The organism is Nostoc sp. FACHB-888, from assembly GCF_014696655.1.
Classification (GTDB): domain Bacteria; phylum Cyanobacteriota; class Cyanobacteriia; order Cyanobacteriales; family Nostocaceae; genus Nostoc.
Map to the genome: position 1 here is coordinate 311,098 of NZ_JACJQM010000001.1, position 15,596 is coordinate 326,693.

General features: G+C 39.2%; 12 protein-coding genes. 8 read left to right on the forward strand and 4 right to left on the reverse strand.

Features of this window, described 5'->3' with window-relative positions:
• Positions 1-847 precede the first annotated feature (847 nt).
• The 5 genes from H6G26_RS01285 (at position 848) to H6G26_RS01305 (ending at position 7,222) form a co-directional block, all read left to right on the forward strand.
• The gene (locus H6G26_RS01285) at positions 848-1,489 is read left to right on the forward strand and encodes a hypothetical protein (RefSeq protein ID WP_190727525.1); all 642 of its coding nucleotides are present in this window, start codon (positions 848-850) and stop codon (positions 1,487-1,489) included.
• Positions 1,490-1,738: 249 nt separating this feature from the next.
• Positions 1,739-3,094, forward strand: a complete 1,356-nt coding sequence (locus H6G26_RS01290; protein WP_199326585.1) for a hypothetical protein — start codon at positions 1,739-1,741, stop codon at positions 3,092-3,094.
• A gap of 341 nt (positions 3,095-3,435) precedes the next feature.
• Positions 3,436-5,052, forward strand: a complete 1,617-nt coding sequence (locus H6G26_RS01295; protein ID WP_190727526.1) for an NAD(P)/FAD-dependent oxidoreductase — start codon at positions 3,436-3,438, stop codon at positions 5,050-5,052.
• A gap of 446 nt (positions 5,053-5,498) precedes the next feature.
• Positions 5,499-5,876, forward strand: a complete 378-nt coding sequence (locus H6G26_RS01300) for a hypothetical protein (RefSeq protein WP_190727527.1) — start codon at positions 5,499-5,501, stop codon at positions 5,874-5,876.
• 956 nt (positions 5,877-6,832) lie between these two features.
• Positions 6,833-7,222 carry a hypothetical protein gene (locus H6G26_RS01305; protein ID WP_190727528.1) on the forward strand — a complete coding sequence of 130 codons (390 nt, stop codon included), beginning with the start codon at positions 6,833-6,835 and terminating at the stop codon, positions 7,220-7,222.
• 104 nt (positions 7,223-7,326) lie between these two features.
• Here the strand turns inward: H6G26_RS01305 and H6G26_RS01310 are convergent, their stop codons facing one another.
• From H6G26_RS01310 to H6G26_RS01325, 4 genes are all read right to left on the reverse strand, one after another.
• Complete coding sequence (locus tag H6G26_RS01310; protein ID WP_190727529.1) at positions 7,327-7,800, reverse strand: TspO/MBR family protein; 474 nt, start codon at positions 7,798-7,800, stop codon at positions 7,327-7,329.
• Between the two features lie 121 nt (positions 7,801-7,921).
• Positions 7,922-8,356, reverse strand: coding sequence for a hypothetical protein (locus H6G26_RS01315; protein WP_190727530.1), 435 nt, complete (start codon positions 8,354-8,356; stop codon positions 7,922-7,924).
• A gap of 118 nt (positions 8,357-8,474) precedes the next feature.
• A complete protein-coding gene (locus H6G26_RS01320) occupies positions 8,475-9,737 on the reverse strand; it encodes a response regulator (protein WP_190727531.1) in 1,263 nt (420 codons plus the stop codon).
• Between the two features lie 35 nt (positions 9,738-9,772).
• Complete coding sequence (locus H6G26_RS01325; RefSeq protein WP_190727532.1) at positions 9,773-11,662, reverse strand: ATP-binding protein; 1,890 nt, start codon at positions 11,660-11,662, stop codon at positions 9,773-9,775.
• Positions 11,663-11,939: 277 nt separating this feature from the next.
• On the opposite strand from H6G26_RS01325, the gene petN reads away from it, so the two are divergent.
• The 3 genes from petN to H6G26_RS01340 all read left to right on the forward strand — a co-directional run bounded on the left by petN (position 11,940) and on the right by H6G26_RS01340 (position 15,470).
• Positions 11,940-12,029 (forward strand): cytochrome b6-f complex subunit PetN, encoded by a 90-nt coding sequence (petN, locus tag H6G26_RS01330; RefSeq protein ID WP_012408302.1) that lies wholly within the window; start codon positions 11,940-11,942, stop codon positions 12,027-12,029.
• A gap of 22 nt (positions 12,030-12,051) precedes the next feature.
• Entirely contained in the window at positions 12,052-12,198 is a 147-nt protein-coding gene (locus tag H6G26_RS01335) for a hypothetical protein (protein ID WP_190727558.1), read from the forward strand.
• 152 nt (positions 12,199-12,350) lie between these two features.
• Entirely contained in the window at positions 12,351-15,470 is a 3,120-nt protein-coding gene (locus tag H6G26_RS01340) for a GAF domain-containing protein (protein ID WP_190727533.1), read from the forward strand.
• Positions 15,471-15,596 lie beyond the last annotated feature (126 nt).

The window sequence follows — 15,596 nt, forward strand, 5'->3', positions numbered from 1 at the left end:
TTCGGGAATCTAAGCCTTAGACGCTTTTAACTTTGTTTGGTGCGATCGCTTGTAGCTGAAAGTTCAGCAAATCAGGCTTATCCAGCAACAATAATATATTAATTCTCCGTATGTTTTTTACAAAAAAGTTATATTTAAAACATAGCATTACTCCCTTAAGAACAAAAGTACTAAATTTTAAAATACTAACCATGTATAAGTAAATTAATTTTGACTCTCAGTTATTTGCCATGAAATTTAATGAAGAGGTAGTTACAATTCAGCGTGTACAACTTTGATAACTGTCCACAATGCTGTTGCATATATCAAGCTCATGGTAATATTATTTTACTGTCAAGGAGATATGATTTTATACATTAAATTGCAACCATGCGGAAACAGCTAGTTAGGTGTGCTACCTCCAAAAAACAAAAAATTATTCAATCCACCCAGAAAATCCACAAAAGCGCTAATCTGCAAAGCGCAGAGCTTTTGAAAATTTGCTTATACAAGGTACTAAATAGCTAACAAAGCCCTCTTTTAGGAATTATAAAAGCTAGCTAAGAAGGTATAAAAGCCTCTTAAAATTTAGACAAGAGTAAATAGGAAAGATTTGACACTAAGTCAAGCGTTTTTCGTATATGTAAAAATATCGAAAAGCCAAGTTTGTCTTGCCAATAAAACATTAATATTGCGTGTTTTATTTAGATATTGATTTCTCTTTGTGGTTAGTTACCTAATATAAAAGCCCTATTTTATGGCTGAAAATTTAAGATACCTCGATCAAATGAGGCAAACATTAAAATCTAACAAATGATTTAGTAACGACTCGATTATTAACAACGTCACTAAGAGTAACAGGAAAAACATGAATATCATTCTTCGTTTGTTTGGAGCGATCGCTTTCCAAATATCTGCGATCGCAGCAATGTCTACTATGGCAATGTCTAATGAAAAGCCCCTGCGTGTCTATACCCAAGAGACTCCTGCTGCTTCTCAACAGAAAACAACGCAGAAGATTTGCTCTTTAGATCCCATTGAGGATTTATTGCCTCCACTACAAACCAAGGCAAGTAATTCTTTGCTTTCTTACCTTGCTGAACAAGGTTTTACACAGAATCAAGAGGGTTCTTGGGTCTGTTATGCGAACAATCCTAAAAAAGAAGGGCGTTACTTTACCTTATTTAAGGCTAAACAAGTCGATGGCAGACTTATAGCAAGTTCTTTCTTAGATGAGGGCAGTCTGATTCAGGGACAGGAAAATCGGAGTTTGGACTTCTTTATGATGCTGATTAAGCGTCATATGAATAATAGTCAAGAGAACCGTCAAGGTATACGTAGGTATTTAGAAGCTTTTGTCTCTTTAGTAAAAGAAGGGAAGATCAAACCCACCCGTCGTGGGTTTCTTTTTGACCAACCAAACCGGGCGTTGGTCTTATATCACACACTCTCATCAGGAAATCTCAAGGGCACTGGAATCACGATCAACATTGATTTACCTAAGAGTTGAACTTGAGGACTGGAGATTGGGGAGTGAAATGAATATAGATAGGGATTCAAACCTCGCTCAACTCCTAAAGAAATTTTCTCCCAATCTCCAATTCTAATTACCCATGAGAGGAACACTGTTCGCAGACTCGATGAGTCTGCCGTATTGTTGCGACTCGTTGAAGTTCTGGAGCTATTAATATCGGCCCCACGGACTGAAAGAGGAACGTGAACAACCAATGAAATTGCTGTCATTTAGTAGAGGTGCATCTTGCCTAAATCAATTGTTCAAAGAATTGCAATGCCGTACCACTTCCCTGCGGAACGCTACGCGAACGTGGAAGCAAGCTACGCGGAGCGTCTTGTAGAGAAGGCAGTTCGGTTTGCGACCATCGTATTCTCATCTGTTGCAGTAGTAGTCACTACGTGTCAGCCTACTTTTGCACAGCTCAATATTGGACGCTATGGTATCCAACAAGGGCTGGAATATGAGTATCTCCAATACCAAATCAATAACCAGAATCTGAGCCAGATGCGAGTCATCCCTGGATGTGATGTGGGATTTGGCCTGACTTGCAATAAAACTGGATCGGTAATCCAGCGATTACTGGATTTAAATGACGGAACTAGCTATCAAAACCTCCTGATCCGAGCAGCTGGTGGGGAGGAAAACTTCCAGAACTTTGCTAGCTTTTACGGTAACAATCCGAATCTCTCTGCGGTGCCTTTCGCCTCATTTTGGAGAAACGAATCTCCCGCAATCATGGATGGATCTCAATACCTTCTTGGACAGCCTGTTGGTCGCAATCCAGTAGAAGGACTCGGACATATAACCAAGCAGTTCTACTGGTCACCATACTCAGGAACCAATAACTCGGTCAGCCTCCGGGATGGATTACTAGACTTGAAGTTGTCATACGGACGACTCCTATTTGAAGAAGCCTCAAAAATTTCCAATGTTAGGGAGCAAATTCAGTCTCTAGGTCTGTCGCCTGAGATGACGAATTTCTATGTAGATAAAATTTCAACAGGTTTGGATGCGTTGAGTTCTGGAAATCCGAATCAACTCCAACAGAGAATCTTTGAAGTACTATCCTTTCCATACTCCAAAAATGGTGGGGAATTCGGACGTCCCAATAACGCGGTTCCACAGGAATTTAGTCAGTTATTGGGAGAAGATATCCCAGGAGATATTTTGCTGAGTGATAATCCAGTCGCGTTGGATGGAGAAGCAATGAGCTTCAGTACTTTCCCTGCCTCTGTGGGAGATGTTTTGGTACAAGACAGTCCTAATTCCTTTCCACTCTGGCCAATAATCGGAATTGGGGGTCTTGGTTTAATTTTGCTTCTCCTACTGGATGGCGATAGTGCATCAGCTCAAACATCTGTTTCTTCAGAAAATGCACCTTTATCTCTCAACAGCCAAGGCGAATGCGATCTGACTCCCACTGGTAATGGTTCTGATCACACACAGATCATTGAGATTCCGTGTAATCTTACTCCTACAACCCCTACGGAAATGAAAAGAGTAGTGGAGCCATCAATGATCAAAGCGCTTATATTACTAATTGTTCTATTATGCATAGTCCGTTACAAACACCGAACTTTAAAAATCGGTAATTCGTAATTTTTACAGCAGTTTTCATTTCTTTGAAACACATCTTTTGTATTGGCACAGCAATGAGCATTGCTGTGCCAATACAGTGCAAGTCTATTTACCCAGCGATCGCTTGTAAAATTATTCAAAACTTACGCAACTTCTTTTTTGCAAATCTGGATAGTACTTAAATTATCTATTGAAGTTATTGACAAATCAAAAAAGTTCAGTTATTAATTGAAAAAATATTAAAACTTTATCTTATAAAGGTTAATTCTTTAAAGTAACTACATAGATCAAATCTATACTTGTAAACAGATAAATAAATAGAAAATTTTCCTAAAAAAACCAGTTAAAGTTGTATCTAACTAATGAGTCATTCACCAATATTTAGAAAATTAGCCAACACACTTGGGATTGTCAGCTATTGTCAAAAGCATGATATTTCAACCAGTGAAGGCATTGAGCGCATTGAGCAACTTAAAAAGCTGATGTCGTTGCGTAAAACTAAGCGGCGACAATTTTTGACTGATTTAGGGAAATTGACAATATTGGGTGGGACAATTGGTGTAGGGTCTGGTTATTTTCATCGTACTTTAGCCGCACCTTCATCAGTGGATGCAAAGATAGCTATTGTAGGTGCTGGTTTAGCAGGACTTGCTTGTGGCTACGAACTTCAACGTCAAGGAATTAAAGCTACTATTTACGAAGCTAGTGACCGAGCAGGAGGACGTTGCTACTCACTTGATGGTGTCTTCCCTGGACAAGTTGCTGAAAGAGGCGGCGAGTTTATAGACAATCTGCACAAAACAATCTTGGGATATGTAAGCGAATTTAAGTTAGAAGTCGAAGATTTATCAAAGCAACCAGGTGAAGTATTTTATTACTTTAATGGTCAGCGTTATCGGGAATCAGCAGTAGTTGATGAATTCCGAAATTTTGTTACCGCGATGAGAGTTGATTTACGCACCCTGAAACAACCTACTGCGGATAACTTCACTGTATCTGAGCGACTACTGGATTTGACTAATCTCCAAGATTATCTTGATAGTCGTGGAGCAGGAACTTTACTCAAAAATGTAATTAAATCTGCATATATTAGTGAATATGGTCGAGAAATTGACCAACAAAGCTGTTTAAATTTTTTACTATTTATTCATGCAGATAGACGCTCTAAGTTTAAGCCTTTTGGGGTGTTTAGCGATGAACGCTATCATGTTATTGGAGGCAATCAACAGATTGTTGAAGGATTAAAAAACCGTTTACCAGGGCAGATTGAGTATGGTAAAAAGCTGATTGCTGCCAGGAAAGATAGTGCTAATAAAATTGAATTAGTTTTTAACAATGGTCTTAGTGAAAAATTTGATGCTGTTGTATTTTCTGTTCCTTTCTCAACTCTGCGCGAAGTAGATTTAAAAGGACTTCAACTACCACAGTGGAAACTTGATGCTATTAATAATTTAGTCTATGGAACTAACTCAAAACTGATAGTAGGTTTTAATGGTCGTCCTTGGAATACCCTTGGTAGTAATGGTAGTGCCTATGCTGATCTTGCCAACCTTCAAGCTATTTGGGAAACTAACCCTAGTAAAGCTACATATGGCCGAGCAGTGTTAACTGATTACGCTGGCGGCAATTTAGGTGCAAGACTTAACCCAAAAAATCTTCAACGAGAAACTGCTAAATTTATTAATGACCTGAAGTTTGTCTTCCCTGGCGCAGATATTTCAGCTGTACAGATTAAAAATACCGAATATCTAGCTTATTTAGAAAACTGGTTGTTAAATCCACTCACCAAAGGAAGTTACACCTGTAACCAACCTGGTTACTTTACAACAATTGCTGGTAATGAAGGTAAATCAGTAGATAACATTTACTTTGCAGGAGAACATACTAACTCCTTTTATGAATGGCAAGGTTTTATGGAAGGAGCTGCAATCTCAGGTGTTAATGCTGCCAAGCAAATTTTGAAAGGTTTTAACAGATAATTCCTTATTTATCAATGAAGGTAGGGAGAAAACTGCCCTCTCTGCAAGACGCTTCGTGATCTGCACTCTTGCCGCGACCACACCACTGTTGCGTCAGCTTCCCGCTTTCTTATAGCAAGAGCGTCTGTCTGCGACACGCTGTTCGCGAACGTAGAGAAGTGTTGCCTCAAGAGCTTGTCCTAATTGATTCCACTGTTCTGTAACGCCATTTATTTTTCCTGTCTCTTTCAATAAATATTGAACAGATCCCCAGATATCTGCATAATTAAAGTTTTCTCAAGCAAAGTTTTGACTTTTGAAAGAACGACCTATCTTGTTTTGACTAGAGAAATCCTGGGGCATGGCTGGCCTGCTGAAAGCGAGGGACTAAACAAAGCAAATGAACCAAATAATCAATTTTAGTTGTAGTCCTAAGGCGATCGCTATCTTAAATTTCAGGAGATTATATGAGAAGTTTTCAACGTGTTCGGCAATTTTCTATTTTCAGTCTGGTGTTCTTGCTGTTTTTAACGATAGCTATTAGCCTTTTTGCCTATCAAGTTTCACCGTTAAGAGATCCAAGTTTTCAGCCCGATAGTGCGAATGGAGGTTCGTTAATAGATTGGATGCAAAGCGTAACAGAAGATCATTGGTTATTGTTAGCTAATATAATAGCGTTTTTACTTTCTACAAATCTCACACTGATTATTTGGCAAAGGCGGAGATTTCATCAAAATAATAAATGGCTAAGTTTTATAATTATGACAGTAACATGGACAATCTTTTTTGGGAGTTTTTGGTTGATATCAAGAATTTACTTATTAAAGCAGTGGTTAATTGATTAAGGCAAGAAACGCAAAACTTTTAGAATTTGTTGAAAATTGCAGGCATTTCCGATTTACTGGCTTGCGTATAAAACGATCGATTTTTACTTTATCAGAACCTTTTTAACTTGGAATGTATTAAGCTCATCCCACCCCTCAAAGGGGGTGGGATTTCAAGTTAATTGTTAACTGTTAACTATCAACGGTCTAAAAAGGCGTCTCTCATCCCATTTTTAAAAAGAGTGGGTTTTTCCAATGCCTTTTTATAAGTTTTATTTCAGGCTGAAAATTCGTCAGTTCCTTAAAAGCTATGGCAATAGCTGCTTCAAATTTAGAAGCTGAAAAGTTCTCGAAACTTCCTGGCTTATGATTGCTTAGTGGCATATTTTATAGTTTTATCGAGATACACGATGCACTTTGCTTGAAACAAAATATATTTGTACCCCTCACGGGCTTATTTTTAATATTTAGAAGCTTTTAAGAGTATTTTCCTAAATATTTTACCATAAAACTATCTAATTATAAGCCCATTAGCTAATTTCTTCCCTTGGGTATATAACTTAAAATCATAAGCAAAACTCTTGACAGATATGGCAGAAGTTTTATTTTGCTAAACCTATAATTAAATCCTTGTAAGCATTCAAACTTTATCTACTGGCAAATGTGTAGTGATTTTGAGTTAATTAAAAAGCAAATCAATAAACATAGAATCCAAGTATCGTTATTTTCCATATTTTTTGATATTTACATCTAAAATATGGACAATTTCTAAACTTGTGATGATTTACGTAAACTCAAGTCTTGTTTATAAAATTCTGCTGAGTTTTATTCTTCAAAGAAAGTTTATATATTCCAAGCCGAACAGTGTTACTAACTTAGTCCCAATAACATAATAGTCAGGATATTTTTCCAAATAACTAGTGAGTTACCCGGCTATCAAAAATAAAGACACTAAAGAATAGCAAAAGGTAAATAATATGTATCATACTCAAATATTGCCAAAAACCGTAGCAACCAATAGTAATTTACAGCAAGTAATCGTTAGTGAAGCAAAAAAAGATCAAGGGCAAACGCATGAATTAACTATTACTGATATAGCAATATCCTTATCTCCTGTTGGGTTTATAATTAGTTGGATGGTTTTTTTCCTAATATTGCGAAAAATCCGGGCATTTATAGATTATAAAATGGTGTTTCCCTCCAAAGCTATACACAAACTTCCCTGTAAAAACTGTAGCTTTTATTCCAATAATCATTATCTAAAATGTGCAGTAAATCCTTCTATTGTTCTCACCGAAGAAGCAATAAATTGCTCTGAATACTCACCCAACAAGAAAAATTTATCCTCCAAACATCCTTTTGGCTAGAAATAATAATTTTCAATTTGATGCTGCACGAGTACCGAGAGCTACTTAATATGTAGGTTCTTTAGCTGTTAACACCAGCGATCGCCTGTCTTTTTGCGTCACGTTTATTTAGCTGCGCCCTGATTAAGTTGAATTAATAGCCAAGTGAGATAAGTACCGAAAGGGCCCCAGAGAGCATAGGGTAGAAATAGCCAGGAGGCTTTTTGGGAAATTGGCTTAACCAGAAATGCCAAAATGTAGACTAAAAGTGTTGCCAAGCCACCGGCAATCATTCCACCTGTTAGGCTGCGAAGTTCTACCACAATGGGACTGTAAACTGAGGTTAATAGGGCGATCGCTGCATACATAGCCATCAATAGCCAAGGACGAGACTGTTTTGAGGTTTTCTCCCAAACGATAATTGCTGAGATTGTCAGACAGACCCAAATGAATGTCCAAATAAATGGGATGAGAAATTCAAAAGTCAACCAGCCAGGACGCTGCAAGTTCTGAAACCAAGGGTCGCGCAATGATGTAAGCAGGCTACCGCCGAAAAATAGTGCTGCTGAAACTGCTGTGATAATCCATCTCGCTTTCACAAAGGTTTTCTGCCATGTAGGGATCACACTTGTAGTCTAGCTCAGGGTTGCATTAGTGTTCAGATAATAGTGGGATCTTTTAGTTTTCATATTAGCTAATAGATAACAATACTTAATCACATTAGATTGATGAAAAAGGTTTAATCCAACGGAGTTGAATCGCAATATTAAGAGCGATGGCAGCCAGCGCAAACCATAACAAACTTTCTCCAGCTAACACTAAAAAAGGCCAAAGTGTGCTATATGAATCCCATCCAAGTTCTATTTGAGTTAATCCCCGCACCAAGCCAAACGCCAGCACACCACCGACTTTGAGTTGGGGATTTTTATCCGAGCGGATGATGTAGCGGTAGGTGACACCAAATAGTAAACCAGTAAAAGTTGCAACTGCACCACTCACCCACAAGTGCCAGTTAACATCACTTCGCAGACTTGCGAGTATCTGAAAATACTTTGCTAGTACTAAATTATTCACAAGACTAGCGATCGCAGAAGCAAAACACACAGATAAACCCCCAATTATTCCAGCTTTGAGGGATTCTATGCGTTCTGCCATTAATTGAGGATCTAAATTTACGCTCACTCTATATAGAAATTAGGTATTAGGGAAATTTTTCCTTACTCTTCAGTATGATAAATGCTACAGCAGTTTTGTAATCAATAAAATGCTGCTCTTATGTGGGAATTCTGATGATAAACTCGGTTCCCAGACCTGGTTGAGAATTTACATCTAATACACCTTTGTGTTTCTCTACAACTATTTCATAGGCGATTGACAAGCCAAGTCCAGTGCCTTTCCCAACGGCTTTTGTGGTAAACAACGGCTCAAACAAGCGTTTTTTTAACCGTTCAGGAATACCAATCCCATTGTCAGCAATCCGAATTACAACTAATTGTTCAGAATATATTTCTGTTGCAATTTGAATCTGAGGAATTAGATTGCTCATTTTGCCCAGCTTTATAGCTTCATCAAGGGCATCAATTGCATTCGCCAAAATGTTCATAAATACTTGATTCATCTGCCCAATATAGCAGCTTACTTCTGGTAATACTCCATAACTTTTAATAACTTCAATGCGGGGACGATCGCCATTAGCTTTGAGACGGTGTTGCAAAATCATTAACGTACTATCTAGTCCTTGGTGCAAATCAGCAAATATTTTAGTATCACTATCCGAACGACAAAAGGTGCGGAGTGAATTAGAAAGGTTTTGAATTCGTTCACTTCCTAGCTGGAGTGAGTTCAAAATTTTCCCCATATCTTCGAGAACGAAGCTCAAATCCAAGTCCTTAATAGCAGTGGTAATTTTGGCTGTTGGGTTTGGATACTCCTGTTCATACAGTAGAAGTAATTCGGTTACTCCTGAAATGTATTCTTCCAAGGGTGGAATATTGCTGGAAATAAAGCTGATGGGGTTGTTGATTTCATGGCCAATACCAGCAATTAACTCTCCGAGTGTTGATAGTTTCTCTTGCTGCACTAGTTGGACTTGCGCTTGTTGTAAAGCCTTGGTGCGATCGCTAACTTGTTGTTCCAAAGATTCAGTCAATTGTTTGAGTTGTAAATGTACGCGCACTCTAGCAATGACTTCCTCTTGTGCAAACGGTTTAGGGATGTAGTCTACTGCACCAAGGGAAAATCCCTTCGTTTTGCTTTCCGTATCCGCTAAGGCAGTAGTGAAAATAATCGGAATGTTTTCAGTGACAGGATTGGCTTTGAGGCGGCGACAAGTTTCAAATCCATCAATACCCGGCATTTGTACATCCAGCAAAATCAACTCTGGTTGATTGCGTTCGGCTTGAGCGATGGCGGTTTCTCCATCGACTGCAACACGAAAACGAAAACCCTCACTATTGAGCGCTGCACACAGGACAGATAAATTTGTCGGATTATCATCCACAATTAAAATAAATCCGTTATTTGGGGGTTTTCTCATGATGAGTTGAAAATTAAATTAAAATTTAAGTGAAATTAGTTGATGTATTCTTGAATAAAATTTTCTAAACGTTTGATTTGGAAATTACTAGCAAGCTGGACGAGTTGCTGGACAAAAACATCTAAATTATCATTAGATGCAGAAATTTGTTCAGCTAGTTCTAAAATATTTTGAATATCGCCGTCCTGTGCAAGTTCTAGTAATTGTTGTAAAACCTCTTTGGCAGGATAAATCATCTCCTCATTTTGTTTATCCAAACCACCTGTAGAGATTTTTTTGATTGCGTCTACCTTAACGTCAAAAATCCATTCCAATTGTAAGAATTGCCGTAGCATTTCCAGCAGCATTTCAGCCTCTATAGGCTTTGGTAGAAATGCATCTGCACCTACATCAATACTCTTATGCTGGTCGATTGCAAACACACTGGCTGACGAAGCGATGACAGCAATCTTTTTAAATGGCCCAGAGTGACGCAAACGTTCGATCAACTCAAATCCATTCAATTTAGGCATCACTAAGTCAGTAATAATCATGTCTGGTTTGTAGGCTAGAGCCTGCTCCCATGCTTCCTGACCTTGACTAGCTTCTACAACAGTAAACCCAATTGGCTCTAGTAAATTTACAATTACTGATCGGTTTTCCCATTTGTCATCTGCAATCAAAATGGTGCGTCTTTGTCCTTGATAACCAATAATAGTTCCCTCTTCAACCACTCTAGAAACCTTTGCCCACTCTTTAGATTCTGGCAATTCTGCCTCAAACCAGAAAGTGCTACCTTTGGATAAAGTACTTTGCACCTGAATTTGACCACCCATCAATAAAACAATTTTTTGGCTGATTGCTAATCCCAAGCCTGTACCTTCAGATTGTCGTTTCTGACTTCCCACTTGCTCAAAGGGCTGGAAAATTTTCTCGACTTGCTCAGGGGTTATACCCGTACCAGTATCTACTACCTGAAAGCGAATTTTGTAGTTAATTTTTCCATTGCCATTTGATTCTTTACCAATGACTTGAACTTTGAAGGTGACACTGCCTTGATTAGTAAATTTCATGGCATTACTAAGCAAGTTAATCAGTACCTGCCGCAAGCGTTTTTCATCAGCATGAATACCCGTTGGTAAATTAGGGTCGAGTTCAACATGAAATGCGATGACTTTTTGTTCTGCCCGGATACGGCAAATTTCAGTTACGCTATCTATAAAAGCAGGCAAGTAGAAATCAACAGGATACAATTCTAGTTTCCGGGCTTCTATTTTGGAGAGATCCAGGACATCATTAATTAGGGTTAAAAGATGAGAACCACATTGATAAATGATGCTGAGTCCTTTACGTCCTTTATCACTCAAAGATTCTGTACGTTGGAGAATTTGTGTATAGCCTAAGATGCCGTTAAGAGGTGTGCGGAGTTCATGACTCATATTGGCAAGAAATTCACTCTTGGCTTGGCTGGAGTTTTGAGCAACTTCTTCTGCAACGCGTAGTTCTTTTTCGATGCGCTTGCGCTCTACAATTTCACTTGAAAGCACTCGATTGATAGCTTCTAGCTGTACTGGGCTAGGTAGTATTAAAGCTTGAGGCATGAGATAAAATAACGCAAATGCCGTATATATAGAAATAATTGCAGTTACAGCTTTTAAACCACCTGCAATCCAATAGTCTGGATGCCAAAGCGTCCAAATATCTATCAAGTGCCCAGTACCGCAGGCAATGATAAAAGCACCAAATAATAAAAAGACTCCATTGAAAGGAACGTCTTTGCGCTTGGAAATAAAGTAAATTAGTAGGAAGGGAATAGAATAATAGGCTAGAGCGATGGTGGCATCAGAAATAATGTGGAGCCAAACTAATCCAGTTTGCCAGAGATAACAATGTCCGTGGGGAATAAAACCGTTAGATTGGAAAGGATAGTTGAAAAATGTCGGCATTATACTAGGGGTTGGTGGATTTGAAATATATACCCATGACCCTAGTATTCCCAAACTATCAAGTCGGAAAGCGCGATCGCTATTTTTTTACATTGGTCTTTAATTAATGCTTGAGGTACTAAGCTTACCAAGAAAAAATTGTGTGTTTGCGTAGGCGTAGCCCGTCGTAGACATCACACGCAAAGTTACAATGGCATTGATAAAAAAAATCTCAGCCTGCCCAATCCCTGTATGATAAATATTAGAAACCTTTTGTAATCATTTGAAAAGCAGGACTATGGAGATTTTGACACTAGGTTGGGTATCACTGTTAGTTGTGTTCACTTGGTCAATTGCAATGGTAGTTTGGGGACGTAACGGACTGTAGAGGCATCGTGGAAAGTCCATTTTTGAGTATTTTAACTTTAGTAGCCGTAGTACTACTTGTAGTAGTCACTGGTGGTATTGGTTATTTAACCGTGGCAGATTGGCGCGATCGCCGTCGCCGAGATGAAGACAAACGCATCAGCCGCAGCGCCACTCCCAAGCGGCGATAATTCTCTCGTGGTTGAAAAATGTTTTTGTAGGGACACGATATTATCGTGTCCCTACACTGTTTTTTGGCATTCTCAAGAAAGAACTGTTAACTTTGCGATCGCTAGGGGAATCATAAGCTAGAAGACTTTCAATATTTAAAGTCCCACTGGGAATGGAACACTCCTCTACTACTCAACCCATAGCACCAAATTTAGAACAGCAAGAATCTCATTCAGATGTGACATCCTGCTTGCGTCAGAATGAGCAACAAAAAGCCTTGTCTGGAGTTATTGCCCGCATCCGCGAGTCTCTAGATATTGACGTTATCTTCAAAATTACAGTTACTGAAGTTCGCCAACTTCTGAAAAATGATCGGGTTAGCGTGTTTCGTTTCTATCCTGATTTGGCATGGGAAGGGGAATTTATCTATGAAGATGTGGCAGCAGAATGGGATTCGGCACTAGCAGCAAAACTGCGCGACCACTGCTTTAGTGAGGAGTTTGCAGAACTATATCAGCAAGGTCGGATTAGAGCAATAGCCGATATTTATCAAGTTAATGCCAGTGATTGCTACATCCAGATTCTGGAAAGATTCCAAGTACGTGCCAATATAACTGTCCCTTTAATCAAAGGTAAAGATTTATGGGGGTTATTGTGTATTCATCAGTGTAGTAGGCCTCGCGAATGGGAAGCATCAGAAATTGAGTTTGTGCAACTGATTGCTGAACATTTGGGAGTTGCTTTGCAACAAGCAGATTACGTGGAACAAGTAAAACTACAATCAGCAGAATTAGCACAAGCAAAAGCCAGAGAAAAAGCAGCTCAATGGCAAAGAACTATAGCCATAACCATTGAGAAGATTCGTCAATTCCTAGACTTGGAAAGCATTTTCCGCACAACTACCGTAGAACTTAGGCAGCTGCTAAATGCTGATCGCGTGGCTATTTATCGCTTCAATCCCGATTGGAGTGGTGAATTCGTGTTTGAATCAGTGGCAGAGGGTTGGATTTCCCTAATACATGAGCAATTGCAGCGGCCGGAATTGAGTGAAAACGTCAGTAAATGTAGCGCCAAAGATTTAGCTAAACCTCCAGTCGCTGACACCTACTTACAAGATACAGAGGGTGGTAGCTTCAGTCGCTGTGAAGTGTACCGTGTTTGTAATGATATTTACAATTCAGGTTTTAGCGACTGCTACATTAAAATCTTAGAGATATATCAAGCAAGGGCTTATGCGATCGTCGCCATTTACCACGGTCAGAAGCTCTGGGGTTTGCTAGCAGTCTACCAAAATGCCAGAACCCGTGATTGGCAAAAAGATGAGGTTTACTTGCTTACCCAAGTGGGTACGCAACTAGGTGTAGCTTTACAGCAAGCAGAATTTATCCAACAAATGCAGATCCAAGCAGCAGAAATTAGCAAAGCTGCTGAAAGACAAAGGGCATTAGCGACCACCGTAGAAAAAATTCGTCAGTCTCTTGATATTGAAGCCATCTTTAAAACCACAACTCAAGAAGTCCGTGGGCTATTAGAAGTAGAACGAGTAGCAATTTACCGCTTCTATCCTGATTGGAGTGGCGAATTTGTTGCTGATTCTATTGTTGATGGTTGGACACCGATGGTTAAGCCGCAGCCTGTGACAGAAGGCGTTTTTGTACAAGGAAAGCAAGCGGGTAAGTATGCACGGAATGAAGTTTTCGTCCCAATTTCTCAGGGCGAGAAGTTGTGGGGATTACTAGTAGCTTATCAAAACTCACAGCCCCGTTATTGGCAAGATGAGGAAATCAACTTATTGGCGCAAGTTGGCGTTCAATTAGGGGTAGCATTACAGCAAGCTGAGTCGTTGAAACAGATGCAGGTGCAGACCCAAAAACTGGCTCAAGCTGCTGCACGAGAACGGAAAGCAGCCGAAAGAGAGAAAGCATTAGCCGCAACGGTGGAGAAAATTCGCCAGTCTCTTGATATTCATACCATCTTTGCCACCAGTACAGAAGAAGTCCGGCGGCTATTGGAAGTTGATCGAGTGACAATCTATCAATTCAGGACTGATTGGAGCGGCGAATTTGTGGCTGAGTCTTTAGCCCAAGGTTGGACACCAATAAGGGAAATTGTACCTGCGCTTGCAGATGATTACTTGCAAAAAACCCAAGGCAGGAACTTTGCTAATGGTAAAAGTATTGTTATTAAAGATATTTACAACGTCAATTATTCCATCTGTCATATTGCCCTGCTTGAGCTAATGCAGACTAGGGCATATATAGTTGTGCCGATTTTTCAGGGTGAGCAACTTTGGGGATTACTAGCAGCTTATCAAAATATCAAACCCCGTGATTGGCAAGAAGATGAAGTAGATTTGCTGATACAGATTGGTACTCAATTAGGGGTAGGGCTTCAGCAAGCGGAATTACTCGAACAAACTCAACGTCAAAAAGAAGAACTCACCCAGACTCTTAAAGAATTACAGAACACTCAAAGCCAGTTGATTCAAAGTGAAAAAATGGCAGGTTTAGGGCAGTTAGTTGCTGGCGTTGCACATGAAATTAACAATCCGATTAGTTTCATTTACGGCAACATCACTTACGTTACTGAGCATACCGAAAATTTACTAAAATTACTGCGCCTGTATCAGAAACAGTATCCTAAGACAACAGAGGAAATTAAAAAGCAAGTAGCAGCACTGGATTTAGATTTCATTAGTGATGACTTGCCCAAAATTCTAACTTCAATGAAGATGGGGGCAGAGCGAATCTCTCAACTCGTCTTGTCGCTACGAATTTTTTCTCGACTTGACGAAGCAGGAATAAAGCCCGTTGATATTCATGAAGGCATCGATAGTACTTTGCTAATTTTACAACATCGACTGCAACCACAGACTAATTCTTTTGCTATTGAGGTAGTTAAACAATATGGTGAATTGCCTTCAGTAGTCTGCTATGCAGCCCAGATAAATCAGGTGTTTATGAATATTCTCAACAATGCGATTGATGCACTGGAAAACTCAGAAAAAAGTGGAAAAATAATTGGCAATCCTAAAATTCTGATTCAAACAGAAGTCCTCGAAGGGAATACTATTCTGATTCGTATTGCTGACAATGCTTATGGGATTCCAGAGATAATGCGATCGCGCATTTTTGAACCTTTCTTTACCACCAAACAACCTGGACAAGGTACTGGTCTGGGGTTATCTATTAGTTACCAAATTATTGTGGAAAAACACGGCGGTAAGATCAAGTGTGTTTCTGAACCTGGCAAAGGCTGTGAGTTCTGGATAGAAATTCCGATAAAACGATAGTTAGTTAAGAAAGAAATCAGGCGATAATAGATATATCCTTAATATAAACAAAATGGGATAATAAACTACGGAGTAAAAATTAGATATACAAAATATGACAAGTCCTTTGGCAAGAATTGAATCACA

What these genes read in the sequence shown, in the direction of transcription:
- H6G26_RS01285 (WP_190727525.1), top strand. Translation starts at nt 848, where the DNA reads ATGAATATCATTCTTCGTTTGTTTGGAGCGATCGCTTTCCAAATATCT.
- H6G26_RS01295 (WP_190727526.1), top strand. Translation starts at nt 3,436, where the DNA reads ATGAGTCATTCACCAATATTTAGAAAATTAGCCAACACACTTGGGATT.
- H6G26_RS01300 (WP_190727527.1), top strand. Translation starts at nt 5,499, where the DNA reads ATGAGAAGTTTTCAACGTGTTCGGCAATTTTCTATTTTCAGTCTGGTG.
- H6G26_RS01305 (WP_190727528.1), top strand. Translation starts at nt 6,833, where the DNA reads ATGTATCATACTCAAATATTGCCAAAAACCGTAGCAACCAATAGTAAT.
- H6G26_RS01315 (WP_190727530.1), bottom strand. Translation starts at nt 8,356, where the DNA reads ATGGCAGAACGCATAGAATCCCTCAAAGCTGGAATAATTGGGGGTTTA.
- H6G26_RS01320 (WP_190727531.1), bottom strand. Translation starts at nt 9,737, where the DNA reads ATGAGAAAACCCCCAAATAACGGATTTATTTTAATTGTGGATGATAAT.
- H6G26_RS01325 (WP_190727532.1), bottom strand. Translation starts at nt 11,662, where the DNA reads ATGCCGACATTTTTCAACTATCCTTTCCAATCTAACGGTTTTATTCCC.
- petN (WP_012408302.1), top strand. Translation starts at nt 11,940, where the DNA reads ATGGAGATTTTGACACTAGGTTGGGTATCACTGTTAGTTGTGTTCACT.
- H6G26_RS01340 (WP_190727533.1), top strand. Translation starts at nt 12,351, where the DNA reads ATGGAACACTCCTCTACTACTCAACCCATAGCACCAAATTTAGAACAG.